Below are 19,942 nucleotides of genomic sequence, written 5' to 3' on the forward strand. Positions count from 1 at the left end.
GCCAATCTTTTTATTTTTCAAAAGTTGGTGTCACATCATTGACTAATGTACAACTTGTCATTTTCTAGAGTTACATTTCCCATATGCTAAAGATTGCGCACCTTGAAATCGCGTTCCGCTTCACGGCGCATATCCTTTTTGGCAATATCTGCACGCTTATCATAGAGTTTCTTACCCTTTGCCAGCGCGATCTCAACCTTGACAAGACTGCCCTTGAAATAGACCTCCACCGGCACTAAGGTATAACCTTTCTCGGCGATCTTGGCTTTTAACTTATTGATCTCTGCCTTGTGCATCAAAAGTTTCTTGGGACGCAGCGGATCCCGGTTAAAGATATTCCCCTTTTCATAGGGAGAAATATGCATCTGGTAAATGATCACCTCATCATTCTCGATCCGCACAAATGCCTCTTTGATGCTACATTTTCCCATACGAAGCGACTTGACCTCTGTGCCATGCAGCGCGATGCCTGCCTCATATTTTTCTTCCAGAAAATACTCGTGATATGCCTTTTTATTGTTTGCTATGAGTTTCTTGCTCTCTTTACTCATCTTCATCCTCCGCCAAAACAAAGTCGATCGTGCGCGCCATGGTATCGCAGTCGTCTACCACAACTTTAACACGCTGCCCCAGTTTATAATGTCGATTTGTGCGCTCTCCGACAAGTTCATAAGTTTCTTCTACAAACTGATAATAGTCCCCCCGGATCGTAGAGATATGCACGAGCCCCTCAATGGTATTTGGCAGTTCCACATAAAGCCCCCATCCGGTCACATTGGAAACAATACCCTCGAAGGTCTCTCCGATATGTCGGCTCATGTATTCTACTTTCTTTAACTTGTCTACCTCCCGCTCCACCTCGTCTGCCCGGCGCTCCAGCCGACTGGTCTCTGTTGCAATGACCGGCAACAGCGATTCATAGTGTTCCCGTCTTGTCTCATTATATCTGCCACGCAAGGTTTCCTTAATGATACGATGGATCTGCAGATCCGGATATCGGCGGATCGGCGAGGTAAAATGGCAATAATAATCTGCCGCCAATCCAAAGTGTCCTGTACATTCTACCGTATATTTTGCCTGTTGCATAGACCGCAGCGTTAGTCTTGAAATAAAATCTTCCTCCGGTGTCCCCTGGATTTTACCCAACAGTTTTTGCAATTCTTTCGGATGCACCTCATCCGCGCCACCCTTGATCGTATAGCCAAAATTTCCGATAAAGGTAGCCAGTTTACGGATCTTCTCGCCATCCGGCGTTGCATGGGTACGATACAAAAACGGGATCTCCTGCCAATAAAAATGCTCTGCGACCGTCTCATTGGCAATCAGCATAAAATCTTCAATGATCTTGGTTGCCACATTGCGCTCATAAGGCATCACATCCACAGCATGTCCCTGCGCATCCAGAACGATCTTTGTCTCCGGAAAATCAAAATCAATGGATCCCCGCTGCATACGCTTCTTGCGAATCAGACCGGATAATTCTTCCATCAGGGCAAACATCGGCACCAAGTCCTGATACTTTTTACATTCCGCTGGATCCTTGTCCACCAGGATCTTCTTGACCGATGTATAAGACATACGCGCATCAATATTGACAACCGTTTCCGCGATCGTATGATCGATCACATTTCCCTTGGCATCCAGTGTCATGATACAAGAAAGTGCCAGACGGTCTTCCCCAGCATTTAAGGAACAGATCCCATTGGAAAGTGTATGCGGCAGCATAGGGATAACGCGGTCTACCAGATAGACACTGGTGCCGCGCTTTTTCGCCTCCTCATCCAGGGCACTCCGCTCCTGCACATAATTTGACACATCGGCAATATGCACGCCCAGTTCGTAACCATCGCCTTTGTGGCAGATGGAAATGGCATCGTCCAGATCCTTGGCATCTTCTCCGTCAATGGTCACCATGGTAACCCCGCGCAGATCCAGTCTTCCGGCACGATCGGCTTCCGACACCTCATTCGCCACACGCGTCGCCTGATTTAAGACCTTTTCCGGGAATTCCGTCGGCAGGTCAAAGCCACGTACGATCGACATAATATCTACGCCCGGATCGTTACGGTGCCCTAAGATCTCCGTGATCACGCCCTCCGGGTTGCGGTTCTTTTTGCCATAACTCGTGATCTGACAGACCACCTTATGTCCGTCCACCGCATGCATGTCCTTCCCCTGCGGGATAAAGATGTCCTGCGTGATCCTTGCATTGTCCGATATGACAAAGCCATAATTTTTTGACTTTTCATACGTTCCGACGACCGTCGAAATATCATGGGACAAGACCTCTATGATCTTAGCCTCTCTGCGCTTTCCCTTAGACGGTGGCAAAAGTTCGATCCGCACCTGATCACCATGAAAAGCATTTCCGACATATTCCTCCGGGATATAGTAGTCCTCACCCTCATCCTCCACACAAACAAAGCCAAAGCCCTTGGCATGGCTGATAAAAGCCCCCTCTTTTACCACTTTTTCTGCCTTCTGGTACTTGCCTTTTTTTGATACCTGGGCTTTGCCCTCCTCGACCAGAGCATCCAGCACTTCCTGTAGATCCTGACGTTTGCTCTTTGGGATATCTAAAAGCATAGCGATCTCTTTGGTGCGCATAGGAACATAAAGTTCATCGCACAAAAGACCATATATCATTTTTTTGCGTTCTTCCAATTTTTTCTCGTTCATATCCAATCTCCCTGACATCACTAGGATGCCCCGTCCTCACTCTTTTCATAAAGAAAAAAGCCACCGTTTCCACGATGGCTCACATACCTATGATTAAAAACTTCCGATATTCAAAACTGCGGCAAGCACAAAGAATAATAAAACAAGAACACTGGTGATCTTGACAAGCATTCCCTCTTTGGAATGTCCCTTATTCTTGCTCCAGTATGTCTCAGATGTCTGTCCGCTCAAAGAACCAAGACCTGCTGACTTACCTTCCTGCATCAGAATAATCACGATAATAGCCAAACATATAATAATAAATGCAATCATAAGAATTGTCTTTAATACTTCCATGAGAACCTCCTAATGTAAGCCCGAAACTACGAGCCATTCGTCACAACTTAACAAAGTATAACACAGTCATACCTTATACGCAAGAGTTTTTTATAGACCGCCCGGATGAAAGGAGAAAAAAAGAGACGTCCCTTTGTTCAAAAGGAACGCCTCTGAAAATGCTATATTTTAGTAAGCAACACCCTGTGCGATCATAGCATCTGCAACCTTTTCAAAGCCTGCGATATTAGCACCGACAACCAGATCTCCGTCTAGGCCGTACTTTGCAGCAGCATCGAGTGAGTTGTGTACGATACCGGTCATGATGTGCTGTAACTTCTCGTCAACTTCTTCAAATGTCCAATGTAATCTCTCAGAGTTCTGGCTCATCTCAAGTGCTGATGTTGCAACACCACCTGCGTTTGCAGCCTTTGCCGGTCCAAAGAGGACGCCAGCCTTCTTAAGTGCCTCAATAGCGGCTGGTGTAGAAGGCATGTTTGCACCTTCACATACAGCAAGAACGCCATTGTCGATCAGCATCTTAGCATCGTTTTCATCCAATTCGTTCTGTGTTGCACAAGGAAGCGCGATATCACACTTCACTGACCAAACACCATGCTCTCCGTTCTTCTTCTCATGATATTCAGCAGATGGACGTGCAGCAGCATACTCTGTCAAACGAGCACGCTTTACTTCCTTTACTTCCTTCAAAAGGTCTACATCGATTCCTTCCGGATCATAGATCCAACCGGTAGAATCAGAACATGTCACTGGCTTACCGCCTAACTGATATGCCTTCTGGATAGCGTAGATAGCAACATTTCCTGCACCGGAAACTGCGACTGTCTTGCCGTTAAAGTCTGTATTTCTGAGACTCTTTAATGCCTCCTGTGTATAATAACAGAGTCCATAACCGGTTGCTTCGGTACGAGCAAGAGAACCACCGTAAGTAAGTCCCTTTCCTGTAAGTACGCCGGTAAATTCGTTGCGCAGTCTCTTGTACTGACCATACATAAATCCGATCTCACGTCCGCCAACACCGATATCTCCGGCTGGAACGTCTGTATCAGCACCAATATGCTTCTCAAGTTCTGTCATAAATGCCTGGCAGAATCTCATGATCTCCATGTCTGACTTGCCCTTAGGATCGAAGTCAGAACCACCCTTGCCACCGCCGATCGGAAGTGTTGTCAGGCTGTTCTTGAAGATCTGCTCAAATCCAAGGAACTTAATAACAGAAAGGTTTACGGATGGATGAAGTCTAAGACCTCCCTTGTATGGTCCGATTGCAGAGTTGAACTGTACTCTGTATCCACGGTTGACCTGAACCTTGCCATTGTCATCTACCCAAGATACTCTGAACTGGATAATACGCTCCGGCTCAACGATACGCTCGATGATGCCCCATCTCTCCAATTCCGGATTGGCTGCCACAACAGGCTCCAAAGATTCCAGAACTTCTGCCACTGCCTGCAAAAATTCTTTCTGCTCTGCGTTACGGCTCTCAAGTCCGTCATACACTCTCTGCAAATAACTACTCTCGAATTTCATTGATTGTGTCCTCCTACTCAAAACTTCTTTCCGACCTTGTTCTCACAAAATCTAGTGACATTATATACTTTATCGTGTTGAAGTGCAATGCATAATTAAAATTTTTAACTTGCATTTTTTGATTTTTCCCGCGATAAAAATATGCAAAAAAAACCTCCCGTGCATAATTGCACAGGAAGTTCCTGCATTCTGATCAGACGTTGATCTCAGCCTTTACACCGAGAACGTCTTTATTTTCATCCAGGATCGGCTGGATGACTTCTTCTAAATATTTGACTACCTGACGAGGTGCGCGTCCAACGTACTTGTCCGGCTGCATGGTTGCTTCCAGTTCCTCTAAGCCCATCGGGAACTCATCATCTGCTGCGATCAATTCTAAGAGGTTATTATCCTTGCCCTCTACCTTGACCGTCTTTCCTGCTTCCATGGAAAGGGTTCTGATCTTTTCATGCAGATCCTGACGGTTGCCGCCATTCTTTACCGCATCCATCATGATGTTCTCGGTTGCCATAAATGGCAGTTCACTGCGCAGTCTCTTTTCGATGACCTTTGGATAGACCACAAGACCATCCACAACATTCAGGCAAAGATCTAAGACACCGTCACATGCCAAAAATCCCTCTGCAATAGAAAGTCTCTTATTAGCAGAATCATCCAGAGTTCTTTCAAACCACTGGGTTGCAGATGTGATCGCCGGATTTAAGGCATCAATAATGATATAACGTGATAAGGATGCGATACGCTCGCTACGCATCGGATTGCGCTTGTATGCCATGGCAGATGAACCGATCTGGCTCTTTTCAAATGGCTCCTCTACTTCTTTTAAGTGCTGGAGCAGACGAATATCGTTGCTCATCTTGTGTGCAGATGCCGCAATGCCTGCCAAGATATTGCAGACTCTGGTATCCACCTTGCGGGAATATGTCTGTCCGCTGACCGGATAGCACTTCTCAAAGCCCATCTTCTTTGCGATCATCGGATCGATCTTGTCGATGGTCTCCTGATCTCCCTGGAAGAGTTCCAAGAAACTTGCCTGTGTACCGGTAGTTCCCTTAGATCCCAAAAGTTTTAAACTAGACAAAACATAATCCAGATCTTCCAGATCCATAACGAACTCATTTAACCAGAGTGTCGCACGCTTACCAACAGTTGTTGGCTGTGCCGGCTGAAAATGTGTAAAAGCAAGGGTCGGCATATCTTTATAGGTATCTGCAAACTTTGCCAATTCTGCAATGACATTGACCAGTTTCTTGCGCACCAGAAGAAGTGCATCACGCATGATGATAATATCGGTGTTATCACCTACATAGCAGGAAGTCGCTCCCAGATGGATGATGCCTGCTGCCTTCGGGCACTGTTTGCCATATGCGTAGACATGGCTCATAACATCATGGCGAACCTCTGCCTCTCTTTTCTTTGCCACATCATAATTGATGTCGTCGACATGTGCTTTCATCTCATCGATCATATCCTGTGTGATGACCGGCTTGCCGTCCTGGCTCAGTCCTAATTCCATCTCTGTCTCAGCAAGTGCGATCCAGAGTTTTCTCCATGTGGAGAACTTTTTATCCTGAGAAAAGATATACTGCATTTCCCTGCTGGCATATCTCTCTGAAAGTGGGCTACTGTAACGATCTGTACTCATACTCTCCTCCTATAAATTGCGTTCCAATTTCTTTGCCATATCGATCTCTTTGTCAAAATATTCACCACGGATATCTTCCTTCGGCGGCTCCATCGGATACTTGCCGTTAAAGCATCCCCGACAGATCGACAGACCTTCCACCATCTCATCCAGGCGTTCCATGCCAAGATATCCAAGAGAATCTGCACCGATGATCTTGCGGATGTCCTCAATGGATCTCTTGTAGGCGATCAGTTGTTCGCGCTCCGGAATATCCGTTCCAAAATAACACGGCCAGAGGAATGGTGGTGAACTGATGCGCACATGCACTTCCGTCGCACCTGCCTCACGCAGCATACGCACAATACGGTCTGATGTTGTTCCACGCACAATGGAGTCATCGATCATGACGACTCGTTTGCCTGCAACGGCTTCCTTTAAGACATTTAACTTGATACGCACACTGGATTCACGACTGCTCTGCTTTGGTTTGATAAAGGTACGTCCCACATAACCGTTTTTGACAAAAGCAGTTCCGTAAGGGATCCCGGACTGTAAGGAATAGCCCAGGGCTGCCGCATTGCCCGACTCCGGTACGCCGGTAACCAAGTCTGCTTCAACCGGTGAGTCCATGGCAAGGAACTTGCCCGCCTTGATACGGCTGCCATAAACGCTGACCCCGTCAATATGACTGTCCGGTCTTGCGAAATAAATATATTCAAAAATACATCTGGCTTCTTTTTCTTTTGGAAGTGCCATTTCCATATCGGACTCAATGCCCTTTTCCGGTGTGATTGTAACAACTTCGCCCGGTAAGACATCACGGACAAATTCGGCACCGATGGTATCCAGCGCACAGGTCTCGGATGCTAAGATATAAGCATTGTCACGCTTACCGATGCAAAGTGGCTTAAAGCCGAAAGGATCTCTGGCACCGATCAGTTTTCGTGGAGAAGCCACAACAAGTGCATAGGCACCTTTTAACTTCATGCAGGCGCGGCGTACTGCCTCCTCTGCAGTCTTAGACTGCAAGCGCTCTCTGGCAATATGATAGGCAATGACCTCGGAGTCGATCGTTGTCTGGAAAATGGCTCCGGTATATTCCAGATCCTTTTTTAATTCCTTGGCATTGATCAGATTTCCATTGTGTGCCAGCGCCAGCGTTCCCTTGACATAATTTAAAACGAGAGGCTGTGCATTTTCTCTGGTGGACTCTCCTGCGGTCGAATAACGGACATGTCCTACACCAATGTCACCCCGCATCTTTTCCAAGGTCTCGCCGTCAAAAACCTCATTGACAAGTCCCATCCCCTTATAAGAAGTGACCTTGCCCTTTGGTCCGCTCGTCTCACTAACGGCAATACCGCAGCTTTCCTGTCCCCTGTGCTGTAAGGCAAACAAGCCATAGTAAATAGAGGAAGCCACGTCACCGCCGTCAAAATCATACATGCCAAAGACACCACATTCTTCATGCAGTCCTTCAAACGGCATAGCCTTATTTGAATCTGTTGTCGTCATCTGCATCTCCTGTCTACGCTCCAAATTTCTTTCCTGTCAGCATTTCAAATGCTTCTTTGTATTTTGCGATGGTCTTGTCAATGACATCCTGGGGAAGCAGATAATCGCTGTCCGGATTTGCCTTTAACCAGTTTCTTACAAACTGCTTGTCAAAAGAAGGCTGTCCCTGTCCTGCCTGATAGCCCTCCAATGGCCAGAATCTGGAAGAATCCGGTGTCAGCATCTCATCAGCCAAAACGACATTGCCATCCTCATCCAGACCAAACTCAAACTTGGTATCTGCAATGATGATGCCCTTGGTAAGTGCGTAGTCTGCACATTTCTTGTAAAGTGCAAGTGTATATTCCTTGATCTTGGAAGCATATTCCTCTCCCTTGCCCGGGAAAGCCTTTTCCAATACTTCTACAGACTGTTCGTAAGAAATATTTTCATCATGCAGACCGATCTCAGCCTTTGTTGACGGTGTATAGATCGGTTCCGGCAATTTTTCAGACTCCTGTAAACCAACCGGAAGGGTGATGCCGCATACTGTGCCGTTCTCCTGATAACTAGCCCAGCCGCTTCCTGTGATGTAACCACGGACGATACATTCGATCGGAATCATCTGCAACTTTTTACACATCATGCTCTTTCCTTCATATTCCTTATTCTGGAAGAACTCCGGCATATCTTTCACATCCACTGAGATCATGTGATTTGGAACGATATCCTTGGTGTAATCGAACCAGAACTTGGACATCTGTGTCAGGATTGCTCCCTTGTCTACGATCTTGTTCTTTAAGATCACGTCAAATGCAGAGATACGATCGGTGGCTACCATGATGATGCTGTCACCATTATCGTAAACTTCGCGGACCTTGCCTTCTTTCATTGGTTTCATTTGTCTTTCCTCCATTATCCTTAATTATTTATGCTTTTATGATATACGCCTGCAAAATACAGGCGGATCTTACTTTTTGATCAAAAGTGACTTGCCTGTCATTTCTTCCGGCTGTTCCATACCCATCAGTTCGATGAGGGTCGGAATGATATCTGCTAAGCATCCATTTTCACGAAGACCATAGGAAGGATCTGCGTTTACCAGGATGAATGGTACCGGATTGGTCGTGTGTGCGGTCAACGGCTCACCTGTCTCGTAGTTTACTAACTGCTCGCAGTTACCATGATCTGCACAGATGAACATGGTGCCGTCTACAGACTTCAAGGCTTCTACTGCACGTCCCACACAGGAGTCAACGGCTTCTACCGCTTTGATGGCTGCTGCCTCAACGCCGGTATGACCTACCATGTCCGGATTTGCAAAATTGATGATGATCACATCATATTTGTCAGAAGTGACCGCATCACATAATTTGTCACATACTTCATAAGCACTCATTTCCGGCTGAAGATCATAAGTTGCAACCTTTGGAGACTTTACAAGGATGCGGTCTTCGCCCGGGTTCGGCTCCTCTACACCACCGTTGAAGAAGAAAGTAACATGCGCATACTTTTCTGTCTCGGCAATTCTTGCCTGGGTCTTTCCATGTGCTGCTAAAAATTCGCCGAAAGTATTGTGTAACTCTACCTTGTGGAAAGCGATCTCCTTATTCGGGATTGTCACATCATACTCGGTAAAGCATACATAGGTAAGCGGCAGACGCTGACCTCTGTCAAATCCGTCAAAATCATCACTGCAGAAGGCTCTTGTGATCTCTCTCGCACGATCCGGGCGGAAGTTAAAGAAGATCACGCTGTCATCTGCGGATACCTTGCCGATCGCCTGACCATCTTCTGTGATCACGGTCGGGATCACAAACTCATCCGTCTTGCCATCATCATAGGATGCCTGCATAGCACTGACAGCATCGCTTGCTGTATTGCCCTCGCCAAGAGTAAGTACACGGTAGGCCTTTTCCACACGATCCCAACGATTGTCACGATCCATGGCATAATAACGACCGGAAAGACTGGCGATCTTACCGACACCGATCTTTGCCATCTCCTCTTCTAAAGCCTTGACATACTCAATACCACTGGTCGGTGCTGTGTCACGGCCGTCCATAAATCCATGGACATAAACCTTGCTCAAGCCCTCGCGCTTTGCCATCTCGAGCAATCCATATAAATGGGTAATGTGGCTGTGCACACCACCATCTGATAAAAGTCCGAATAAATGAAGGGCAGAATCCTTTGCCTTAGCATTCTCCATTGCTTTTTTCAAAGCCTCATTCTGGAAGAAATCTCCGTCCTCGATTTCTTTGGTAATACGGGTCAGTTCCTGATATACGATACGTCCTGCGCCCATATTCAGGTGTCCTACCTCAGAGTTTCCCATCTGTCCGTCCGGGAGTCCAACCGCAAGTCCGCTGGCATTTCCCTTAACATAAGGATAGTTCTGCATCAAACTATCGATATTTGGTGTATTTGCCTCATATACGGCATTTGCTTCGTGTCTGTCATTCAGACCAAATCCATCTAAGATCATTAAAACAACTGGCTTCTTGCTCATTCTCTTTTCCTCTTTTCTCTGAAATTATATTTATTCTATCCCGATTTCATGGTAAAAATCAATGGACACAATAACTAAAAAACATGCACTTTACACTTGAACTAATGGACAAGTAGATAGCCGTCACCATCAAAAGCTATCTGGTCCGAATATCCTTCTACATCAGCAAGGATCTGGCGGTATTTTTCCGGGTCGGATACCAGTTCCAGATTTCCTCCCGAAAAATGACACGGCAGGAGTCTTGCACTCAGTGTCCCGGAATCATCAATGATGATCTGTGCCATGGCAGTATCATAATCATCCGGCATTTCTGCTTCCTGCGAAAAATAGAAATTTCCCAGACTGTAAAAGACCGGAACACCATCCATGATGTCTGCCCCCTGCAAACAGTGCGGATGAGCGCCTATGATGGCATCCGCTCCTGCCGCCACAAAATCTTTTGCCAGTTTGACCTGGTCACTGCCGTATTGATGTGTGTGTTCCGTGCCCCAATGCACATAGCAGATCACATAATCGGCATTTTGCTTTGCCTTTGCGATCTGGGCTACATATTTCGCCGAGTCCAAAGTCTTTAGGACTCCGGGACTGTCCTCGGTCGCTTCCTTGGTGTATTTGGTGCTCCGCTCGATCTGAGTCGCCGCCACGATGGCGATCTTCTTGCCGTTTGCAATGAAAAAGATCGGCTCCGATGCCTCCTCCAGGTTCCTGCCGGCACCGATATAAGGGATATTCTTCGCCTTTAAGGTATCTAAGGTATCCAAAAAGGCATTCTCTCCAAAGTCATAGACATGATTGTTGGCAAGTCCCGCGACATCTACGCCCAGGAGCACGAGGTTCTGGCAGGTCTTTGGATCTCCGCGGAAGGTATAGGCTTTTCCCGCCAGTGCCTGTCCACGTGTCGAGTAGACAAACTCGTTGTTGATGGTCATGATATCTGCATTAAGCATTTCCTGACGCAGATCTGCCCCCAGGCATTTGGTGATATCATCCCCCACACTGTGATAATAGTCTGTCGTCCCCACGCCCTCAGCCAGAGAAAAATCACCGGTAAAATCCAGCACGATACGATCTGCATCCTGACACTCTTTAACATACGTCTTGTCATAGACATACTGCTGGATCCCAGTCTCCATACAATAATCATACCACAAAACATGGATACTGTTCCCTGTGATTTCGTACCAAATCTCTCCATCGTCCAACTGGGCATAAGAAGCGATCTTTTCCAACTGCTCTATACCATAGTTGCCGGTGAACCAGGAAAGAAACTCCTCGTCGATCGGATGGTTTCCTATAAATTCTTTTGTACTTTTGTTGAGTATGGCATCATAGGCCTGATCCACGTTGGAAATGTTTAAAAGTTCTTCCTTTTCCGTGGTCTCCTCCTGCTTCTCTTCCTGTCCGTCGGACTTTTGTGCACGCCGGATAAAGTCTGCCCCAAAGAGCAGATACCAGACCAAAGCGATCATGGCGATCACAAAGACCGCCGCCACGATGCCCACGTAATTCTTACTCTTTTTCATCCATCAGTTTGAGCACACGCACGACTGCTTCCTTGGCACCCTCATTATCCTGGTCTGCCGCCATGCGATAGTATGCCAGTGCCGTGCTGTAGTTCTGCTCTACTCCAATACCGTTTTCAAACAAATATCCCAAATTGATCTGTGCAACCGCATAACCCTGCATAGCAGCCAGTTTCTGATAATAGATGGCCTGATCAATATCTGTTTCCACGCCAAATCCATTATAGTAAAGGTAGCCGATCTGGTTCAAAGCCGGAGCATAGTCCTGATCTGCGGCGCTCTGATACCACTGTAAGGCTTCCTTATAATCCTGATCGCAGCCAAAACCGTTTTCAAACATCTGTCCCATATAATACTGTGCCATGGCATAATCCTTGCCTGCAGCTGTCTTGAAACACTTCATGGCTTCCTCATAATCCTGTGCCACGCCCTCACCACGCATATACATCATGCCAAGATCCGTCGCCGCAGCATTTGGAAGATAAGCGTCATAGATGGTAAGGTCTTTGAGTTCTGCCACCTGCTCATATATGCTCATCGCCTGTGCATAATCCTGCGCACAACCGATACCGTTCTCTAAAAGATAAGCCATATAATACTGCCCTACCGGAATGCCCTTTTGGTAGGCAAGATTGATATTTTCATATGCCTTGGCAGGTCTGTCTGCCTCATCCCCATAACCAGCCAGATATGTGCGCGCCAAGCCTACATATGCCCGCTCACTTCCGGCATCGATCGCCGTCTGGAAATAGTCTGCTGCCTGGTCCAGATCCACATCCTGCGTAATACCGTTGAGGGCATAATATCCCAGTACACAAAGTGCATCGGTATTTCCCACTTCTCCTGCGGATTCATACCACTTTTTTGCCTCTGTAAAATCCTGTTCGCAGTCCTCACTGCCATAATCACAACGATTTGCCAGTTCCATCATGGCTTCTTCATCGTTATCCGCACCCAGCACTTCCAATTCCTTGATCGACAACTGGCTGTAGTCGGAGACTTCCTGTTTTGCCACTTCTTTGACGGTCTCCTTAGTCTCTTTTTTATCTGTTTTGCCGCATCCTGCCAGTAAGCAGGCGGTAAGTATAAGTCCTATAACAAGTCCACGCTTCATTTGTATCTATTCCTCCTGTCAAAAATACGCATTTCTTTTCGATCCATACGCACCTAACCACGGCTTATTTTAGCATATATAAAGAAGTGTCACAAGAGAAAAAGGAGACATCCAGAATTGGATGTCTCCTAGAGTTACAATAGCAGTTGTAACGATGCCATTATGCATTATAATTTACGATCTTGCCAAAATCTGCCTTCAAAGAAGCACCGCCGACAAGTCCGCCATCAATGTCAGGCTTTGCAAAAAGTTCTGCAGCATTGCCTGCATTTACAGATCCGCCATACTGGATGCGGATTGCTTCTGCTGTAGCCTCATCATATACTTCTGCGATGCATTTTCTGATTGCGCCGCATACTTCTTCTGCCTGATCGCTTGTTGCGGTCTCGCCTGTTCCGATTGCCCAGATTGGCTCATAAGCAATGACTGCCTTCTTTGCCTGATCTGCTGTGACATTCTGGAATGCGATCTTGATCTGCATACGGATCCATTCAATGTAGATACCCTGTTTTCTCTGGGTCAAAGTCTCACCACAGCAGATGATCGGTGTCAAACCATGTTCAAATGCCTTTAAAACCTTCTTGTTTACAGTCTCGTCTGTCTCAGCGAAGTATTCTCTTCTCTCTGAGTGTCCGAGTACCACGTACTCTACGCCTGCATCTGTAAGCATGCTTGGAGCGATCTCGCCTGTGTAAGCGCCACTCTCCTCAAAATACATATTTTCTGCACCAATGTGGATATTGGTTCCCTTTGCAGCCTCAACTGCAGGAATGATATCAATTGCCGGTACACAAAATACTACATCTACGTCATCATTCGCTACTAACGGCTTTAATTCGTTGATCAAAGCAACTGCCTCGCTTGGAGTCTTGTTCATTTTCCAGTTGCCTGCAATAATCTTTGTTCTTGCCATTATAATAACCCCTTTTCTTATTTATCGTTTGCTGCTGCTACACCAGGAAGTTCCTTACCCTCTAAGAATTCCAAAGATGCGCCGCCACCGGTAGAGATATGTGTCATCTTGTCGCCGTAGCCAAGGTTGTTTGCTGCGGATGCAGAGTCACCACCACCGATAATGGTTGTTCCATCGATATTTGCAAGTGCTTCACAAATAGCGATCGTTCCCTTTGCAAAGTTTGGCATTTCAAAACATCCCATTGGTCCGTTCCAAACAACAGTCTTTGCATCTTTGATCGCATCGGTAAAGAGTTTGCATGTCTTAGGTCCGATATCCATACCTTCCATGTCGTCCGGGATCTCTCCACGTTCTACAACCTTGAAGTTGCAGTCGTTCTTGAAGTCATCACCTACAACGGTATCGATAGGGATCAAAAGTTTAACGCCTTTTTCCTTTGCCTTTTCTTCCATCTGAAGTGCATACTCCATGTAATCCTTCTCAAGAAGAGACTTTCCTACAGGCTCGCCATGTGCAGCCATAAAGGTATATGCCATACCACCGCCAATGATCAAAGTATCTACCTTGTCAAGGAGGTTCTCGATAACAGAAATCTTAGAAGAAACCTTTGCTCCACCAAGGATAGCAACGAACGGACGAACCGGATTCTCTACTGCGTTTCCGAGGAAATCGATCTCTTTCTGCATCAAGTAACCAACAACTGCGGTGTCAACATACTTTGTCACACCAACATTTGAGCAATGTGCTCTGTGCGCTGTACCGAATGCATCATTTACAAATACATCACAAAGGGATGCCAGATCCTTAGAGAACTCGTCTCCGTTCTTGGTCTCCTCTGCACGGTATCTTGTGTTCTCAAGTAAGATGATGTCGCCATCTTTCATTGCTTCTACAGCAGCCTTGGCATTTGGTCCTACAACTTCCGGATCAGCTGCGAATTTTACTTCCTGTCCTAAGAGTTCTGTAAGTCTCTTAGCAACCGGTGCTAAAGAAAGTTCCGGAACCGGCTCTCCCTTTGGTTTGCCAAGATGTGAACAAAGGATCACCTTGCCACCGTCAGCAACCAGTTTCTTGATGGTAGGAAGTGCCTGTACCAGACGGTTCTCATCTGTGATCTTGCCATCAATAAGAGGCACATTAAAGTCGCATCTGCAAAGAACGCGCAGACCCTTTACATTGATGTCATCGATTGATTTTTTATTTAATCCCATGATTAAATCCTCCAGTCTTTTAATAAAAAAGAGGTCCGGTCCCAACGACCGGACCCCATGTTGGCTAGGACTATGCTAACTCAGAGAAATACTTGATTGTACGAACCATCTGAGATGTGTAACTGTTCTCATTGTCATACCAAGAAACAACCTGTACTAAGTTGTCTTCTCCAACCATTGTCTGTGTAGCATCGAAGATTGAACCATATGTGCTTCCGATGATATCAGAAGAAACGATCTCATCCTCATTGTATCCGAATGACTCTGTAGCTGCTGCCTTCATTGCTGCGTTGATCTCTTCAACTGTGCAAGACTTCTCAACAGTAGCAACAAGGATTGTTGTAGAACCTGTTGGGCATGGAACACGCTGTGCAGATCCGATCAACTTTCCGTTCAACTCAGGAATTACAAGACCGATTGCCTTTGCAGCACCTGTTGAGTTAGGTACGATATTAACTGCAGCTGCACGAGATCTTCTAAGGTCACCCTTTCTCTGTGGTCCATCAAGTGTCATCTGATCACCTGTGTATGAGTGGATTGTGCTCATGATACCAGACTTGATACCGAAAGCATCGTTAAGAGCCTTAGCCATTGGTGCCAAGCAGTTTGTTGTACAAGAAGCTGCTGAGATGATCTTGTCATCTGGAGTCAATGTCTTATGGTTTACATTGTAAACGATTGTAGGAAGATCATTTCCTGCAGGTGCAGAAATAACAACCTTACGAGCACCAGCGTTGATATGAGCCTGTGCCTTTTCCTTGCTTGTGTAGAAACCAGAACACTCTAATACTACGTCTACCTTTAATTCACCCCATGGGCAATTGTTTGCATCCGGGAAAGCGTAGATCTTGATTTCCTTGCCATCAACTGTGATAGAATCTTCTCCAGCAGATACTGTATCAGCCAAAGCATACTTACCCTGTGATGAATCATACTTTAACAGATGTGCTAACATCTTTGGGCTTGTCAAGTCGTTGATTGCAACTACTTCATATCCTTCTGCTCCAAACATCTGTCTGAATGCAAGACGACCAATACGGCCGAATCCATTAATCGCTACTCTTACTGCCATTTTAAATTCCTCCTAAGATTTAAAAATACTATGTCTAGGGAATAACATTCCCAAACTGACTTCATTTTAACCAATTTCTACCTACATTTCAACCCCAAAAACAAAGTTTGATAATTTTTTCACTAAGATTTTTCCTCTGTCCTGACATTTTGCGGATTCGTTGCATTTTATGCGACATTTTCCTATAATTGGTAAGTGAATGGAGGTACTTTGCCAATGAAACTTTGGGACAATCACATGCACTGTCATTTTTCCGGTGACAGTGACGCGGATCCTTTGGATATGATAGAAAAAGCCAGACAGTTGGGTCTGTCCGGCATTACATTTACAGACCACTTGGATTTAGACTATAAGGAAGAACCGCATCTTTTCGATCTGGATCTGGATGCTTGCGAAAAAGCCATGCCGGCTTTGCAAAAAGAGGCTGCGCCTTTCTTTGTACTTCATGGCTTGGAACTGGGTCTGCAACCGCATCTTGCACAAAAGCATGCCGATCTGCTTGCATCCTATGCCTTTGACTATGTCATCGGCTCTGTGCATGTCGTACATACGCGAGATCCTTACTACCCTGTTTATTTTGAGAGGCGCGATCCTGCGGAAGCCTATACAGAATATTATCAGGCCGTCTATGAGAACCTGGCGGCATTTCACAATTTTGACGCTCTGGGGCATTTGGACTATGTCTTTCGCTATGGGCCGCAGGATCCTGCCCAGCCTTACGATACTTACACGCCATATGCGCCGCTGATCGATGATATCCTGCGTTTTCTCATTGCACATGATATTGCACTGGAAGTCAACACCGGTGCCTTCCGCTGTGGGCTTTCTGTGCCAAATCCATGCCCGCAGATCCTAAAGCGCTACCATGAACTCGGCGGAAAACTGATCACGATCGGTGCAGATGCACACAAACCCAGCGATATTGCATTAGGCTTTGACCGTCTGCCAGGCTTTCTTGCCTCCTGTGGATTTGACGAATATATGGTCTATCTCCACCGTGTGCCGCATCCACATAGCATCTACTAATTTTCCGGCATATAAAAAATGCTTCTGCACATTTTCGCGCCAAGCACAAAAAGAGCCATCTCGTAATGAGATGGCTCTCTGATTTCTAATATAACATCTCTTGAACGATCGTGCCGCCTCCGGCAACATAATGTCCATCATAAAGGACAACTGCCTGCCCCGGTGTGACCGCGCGTACCGGTTCTTCAAAGTCCAGCCGCATCTGTCCGTCTGCAAGCATTTTCACATGGCACTTGGTGCCCTTGTGGGAATAACGGATCTTGGCAAGGAATTCCTGTCCGTCCAAGAATTCCGGCACAGCCATGCAGTTGATCTGGTCTGCGACCAGATGATCCGTAAAGACATCGTCATCATCGCCCAGAACAACACGGTTATTTTTCGCATCGATCTCCTTGACAAAAATGCGCTTGCCTACAGAAATGCCAAGTCCCCTACGCTGTCCAATCGTATAATGCGTAACGCCCTCATGTTTTCCAACAACTGTACCGTCGCTCAGGACAAAATCCCCCGGTCCCGGTACACGATCCGGTGCGGCCTCATCAATAAAGGATGCATAGTCATTATCCGGTATAAAACAGATATCCTGACTGTCCTTTTTGTGTGCCACCGGAAGTCCAAGATCTTCCGCGATCTGCCGGATCTGATCCTTGTGATAGACACCGACCGGCATCAATGTATGCGACAGTTGTTCCTGGGTCAGGTTATAAAGCGCATAAGTCTGATCCTTAGCAGCCGTCACAGAGTTGGTGATCGCATATCTTCCATTGGGTAGCTGCGCGATCCTTGCATAATGACCGGTCGCGATATAATCTGCGCCGATGGAGAGCGCACGGTCTAAAAGTGCCTCCCACTTGACATAGCGGTTGCAGGCATTGCAAGGATTCGGGGTACGCCCCTGTAAATATTCTTCCACAAAATAATCCATGACCTTATGCTTGAACTCTGATTTAAAGTTCATCACATAATAAGGGATCTCCAGCCTTGCAGCCACACGTCTGGCGTCATCTACCGCAGAAAGCCCACAGCAGCCGCCATTTTCCTCCTGCACAAATTCATCCTCATCCTGCCAGATCTGCATGGTCACGCCGATCACATCATAGCCCTGTTCTTTTAAAAGATATGCCGCCACAGAGGAGTCTACTCCTCCGGACATACCAACAACTACTTTTTGTTTCAATTAGTATTCTTCCTCTTCTTCCAGTTCCTCGATATCATTGACTGGTGGCTCCAAGCCCTCGATCTTGATGCCATTTTTCTGTGCATAATCCCAGAGTGCTGCATGGATCGCCTGCTCTGCCAAAAGGGAACAGTGAACCTTTACAGGTGGAAGTCCGTCCAGAGCCTCCATAACTGCCTTATTGGTAACTTCCAAAGCTTCCTGTACCGTCTTTCCTGCAACAAGTTCCGTTGCCATACTGCTGGTTGCCACTGCTGCGCCACAGCCAAATGTCTTGAACTTTGCTTCTTTGATAATACCATTTTCGTCAATATCCAGATACATTCTCATGATATCGCCACACTTAGCGTTACCAACCGTACCTACGCCACTCGGATTTTCCATTTCTCCGACATTTCTTGGATTTTGAAAATGATCCATTACCTTTTCACTATACATAATTTTTCCTCCGTTTTAAATACTTATGACAAATGTTTTTTCGCATAGTCCTCATAAAGTGGTGACATGCTGCGAAGTTTTGCAACAATTTCTTTCAAATGATCCACAACATAATCCAACTGATCCTTGGTGATCTCATCACTTAAGGTCAGGCGAAGGGATCCATGTGCGATCTCATGTGGCAGACCGATTGCTAAAAGGACATGGGATGGATCTAGGGATCCTGATGTACATGCAGATCCTGATGATCCACAGATACCAGCCATATCCAACATGATCAACATTGACTCGCCCTCAATAAAACGGAAGCAAAAGTTAATGTTGTTTGGCAGTCTCTTAACTCTGTGTCCGTTTAATTTTGCAAACGGAATTTCATCTTCTATTCTTGCAATCAGATAGTCACGAAGTTCGCTTTCCTTTTTGATACGCTCATCCATGGTTGCCATAGCAATCTCAACCGCCTTGCCAAGTCCAACGATACCCGGCACATTTTCTGTTCCAGCACGACGCTTTCTTTCCTGGGCACCACCATGGATAAAGGATTTTAATTTAAGTCCCTGACGAATGTAAAGGAAACCAATACCTTTTGGTCCATTTAGTTTGTGTCCACTGGCGCTCAAAAGATCGATATGCATCTTTTCCACATCGATCGGCACCTGGGCATATGCCTGTACAGCATCTGTATGGAATAAAATGCCATGTTCATGTGCGATGGCACCAATCTCCTCGATCGGTTCAATGGTTCCGATCTCATTGTTAGCAAACATCACAGAGATCAGAATGGTATCCGGGCGGATTGCCTTCTTGACATCTTCCGGGGAAACCAGCCCGTCTGCATCCACATCCAGATATGTCACTTCATAGCCCTGCTGTTCCAGATAAGCGCAAGTATGCAGGATGGCATGATGTTCGATCTTGGTCGTGATGATGTGTTTTCCCTTATCCTTGTAGACCTCTGCAACACCCTTTAATGCCCAGTTGTCTGACTCACTTCCGCCTGCAGTAAAATATATATTTGAAGCCCTGGTTCCGATGGAGGATCCGATCGTCTCTCTGGCATCTTCAATCGCCTGCTTACACTTCTGTCCAAAATCATAAACGGCAGATGCATTGCCATAAATCTCTGTAAAATAAGGAAGCATTGCTTCCACAACTTCCGGTCTGACTTTTGTCGTAGCCGCATTGTCCAAATAAACAAATTCTTTCATAAGTTTTCACCTCGTTTTATTTCCTACCTTTTTACTAGGATATTGATATACTAGCATTCCCATTTTGTTCTGTCAACCA

General features: G+C 46.1%; 17 protein-coding genes. 1 reads left to right on the forward strand and 16 read right to left on the reverse strand.

Going from position 1 to position 19,942, the window contains the following annotated elements; genetic code table 11:
* Positions 1–86: 86 nt before the first annotated feature.
* The 13 genes from smpB to gap all read right to left on the reverse strand — a co-directional run bounded on the left by smpB (position 87) and on the right by gap (position 16,014).
* On the reverse strand, positions 87–551 hold the full coding sequence (gene smpB, locus DW183_RS10135) for an SsrA-binding protein SmpB (RefSeq protein WP_118281894.1): 465 nt from the start codon (positions 549–551) through the stop codon (positions 87–89).
* Positions 544–2,679 carry a ribonuclease R gene (rnr, locus tag DW183_RS10140; protein ID WP_118281895.1) on the reverse strand — a complete coding sequence of 712 codons (2,136 nt, stop codon included), beginning with the start codon at positions 2,677–2,679 and terminating at the stop codon, positions 544–546. The genes smpB and rnr overlap by 8 nt, the downstream gene beginning before the upstream one ends.
* A 93-nt stretch (positions 2,680–2,772) precedes the next feature.
* Entirely contained in the window at positions 2,773–3,015 is a 243-nt protein-coding gene (secG, locus tag DW183_RS10145; protein ID WP_118281896.1) for a preprotein translocase subunit SecG, read from the reverse strand.
* 168 nt (positions 3,016–3,183) lie between these two features.
* A complete protein-coding gene (gene gdhA / locus DW183_RS10150; RefSeq protein WP_118281897.1) occupies positions 3,184–4,545 on the reverse strand; it encodes an NADP-specific glutamate dehydrogenase in 1,362 nt (453 codons plus the stop codon).
* 193 nt (positions 4,546–4,738) lie between these two features.
* Complete coding sequence (purB, locus tag DW183_RS10155; RefSeq protein WP_118281898.1) at positions 4,739–6,190, reverse strand: adenylosuccinate lyase; 1,452 nt, start codon at positions 6,188–6,190, stop codon at positions 4,739–4,741.
* Between the two features lie 9 nt (positions 6,191–6,199).
* Positions 6,200–7,687 (reverse strand): amidophosphoribosyltransferase, encoded by a 1,488-nt coding sequence (purF, locus tag DW183_RS10160; protein WP_178011062.1) that lies wholly within the window; start codon positions 7,685–7,687, stop codon positions 6,200–6,202.
* A gap of 13 nt (positions 7,688–7,700) precedes the next feature.
* Positions 7,701–8,582: a phosphoribosylaminoimidazolesuccinocarboxamide synthase gene (locus DW183_RS10165; protein ID WP_118281899.1), complete on the reverse strand. Its 882-nt coding sequence runs from the start codon at positions 8,580–8,582 to the stop codon at positions 7,701–7,703.
* A gap of 54 nt (positions 8,583–8,636) precedes the next feature.
* Positions 8,637–10,178, reverse strand: coding sequence for a 2,3-bisphosphoglycerate-independent phosphoglycerate mutase (gpmI, locus tag DW183_RS10170; RefSeq protein WP_118281900.1), 1,542 nt, complete (start codon positions 10,176–10,178; stop codon positions 8,637–8,639).
* A 101-nt stretch (positions 10,179–10,279) separates the two neighbouring features.
* A complete protein-coding gene (locus DW183_RS10175) occupies positions 10,280–11,701 on the reverse strand; it encodes a CapA family protein (protein WP_118281901.1) in 1,422 nt (473 codons plus the stop codon).
* Entirely contained in the window at positions 11,688–12,815 is a 1,128-nt protein-coding gene (locus DW183_RS10180; RefSeq protein ID WP_118281902.1) for a tetratricopeptide repeat protein, read from the reverse strand. The genes DW183_RS10175 and DW183_RS10180 overlap by 14 nt, the downstream gene beginning before the upstream one ends.
* 160 nt (positions 12,816–12,975) lie before the next feature.
* Entirely contained in the window at positions 12,976–13,728 is a 753-nt protein-coding gene (gene tpiA, locus DW183_RS10185) for a triose-phosphate isomerase (protein WP_118281903.1), read from the reverse strand.
* 17 nt (positions 13,729–13,745) lie between these two features.
* On the reverse strand, positions 13,746–14,942 hold the full coding sequence (locus tag DW183_RS10190) for a phosphoglycerate kinase (RefSeq protein WP_118281904.1): 1,197 nt from the start codon (positions 14,940–14,942) through the stop codon (positions 13,746–13,748).
* A gap of 70 nt (positions 14,943–15,012) precedes the next feature.
* Positions 15,013–16,014 carry a type I glyceraldehyde-3-phosphate dehydrogenase gene (gap, locus tag DW183_RS10195; RefSeq protein ID WP_118281905.1) on the reverse strand — a complete coding sequence of 334 codons (1,002 nt, stop codon included), beginning with the start codon at positions 16,012–16,014 and terminating at the stop codon, positions 15,013–15,015.
* A gap of 216 nt (positions 16,015–16,230) precedes the next feature.
* Between gap and DW183_RS10200 the strand changes: the two genes are divergently transcribed.
* Positions 16,231–17,040 carry a histidinol-phosphatase HisJ family protein gene (locus tag DW183_RS10200; protein WP_118281906.1) on the forward strand — a complete coding sequence of 270 codons (810 nt, stop codon included), beginning with the start codon at positions 16,231–16,233 and terminating at the stop codon, positions 17,038–17,040.
* 85 nt (positions 17,041–17,125) lie between these two features.
* On the opposite strand, the gene mnmA is transcribed toward DW183_RS10200, so the two are convergent.
* Genes mnmA through nifS form a run of 3 tightly spaced genes read right to left on the reverse strand, consistent with a single transcriptional unit; the run spans position 17,126 to position 19,863 of the window.
* Positions 17,126–18,217 carry a tRNA 2-thiouridine(34) synthase MnmA gene (gene mnmA / locus DW183_RS10205; RefSeq protein WP_118281907.1) on the reverse strand — a complete coding sequence of 364 codons (1,092 nt, stop codon included), beginning with the start codon at positions 18,215–18,217 and terminating at the stop codon, positions 17,126–17,128.
* Positions 18,218–18,655 carry a Fe-S cluster assembly scaffold protein NifU gene (gene nifU / locus DW183_RS10210; protein WP_118281908.1) on the reverse strand — a complete coding sequence of 146 codons (438 nt, stop codon included), beginning with the start codon at positions 18,653–18,655 and terminating at the stop codon, positions 18,218–18,220.
* 23 nt (positions 18,656–18,678) lie between these two features.
* Positions 18,679–19,863, reverse strand: coding sequence for a cysteine desulfurase NifS (gene nifS / locus DW183_RS10215; protein WP_118281909.1), 1,185 nt, complete (start codon positions 19,861–19,863; stop codon positions 18,679–18,681).
* Between the last annotated feature and the right edge of the window lie 79 nt (positions 19,864–19,942).

This window comes from Roseburia sp. AM16-25 (assembly GCF_003473825.1).
Classification (GTDB): Bacteria; Bacillota; Clostridia; order Lachnospirales; family Lachnospiraceae; genus Pararoseburia; species Pararoseburia lenta.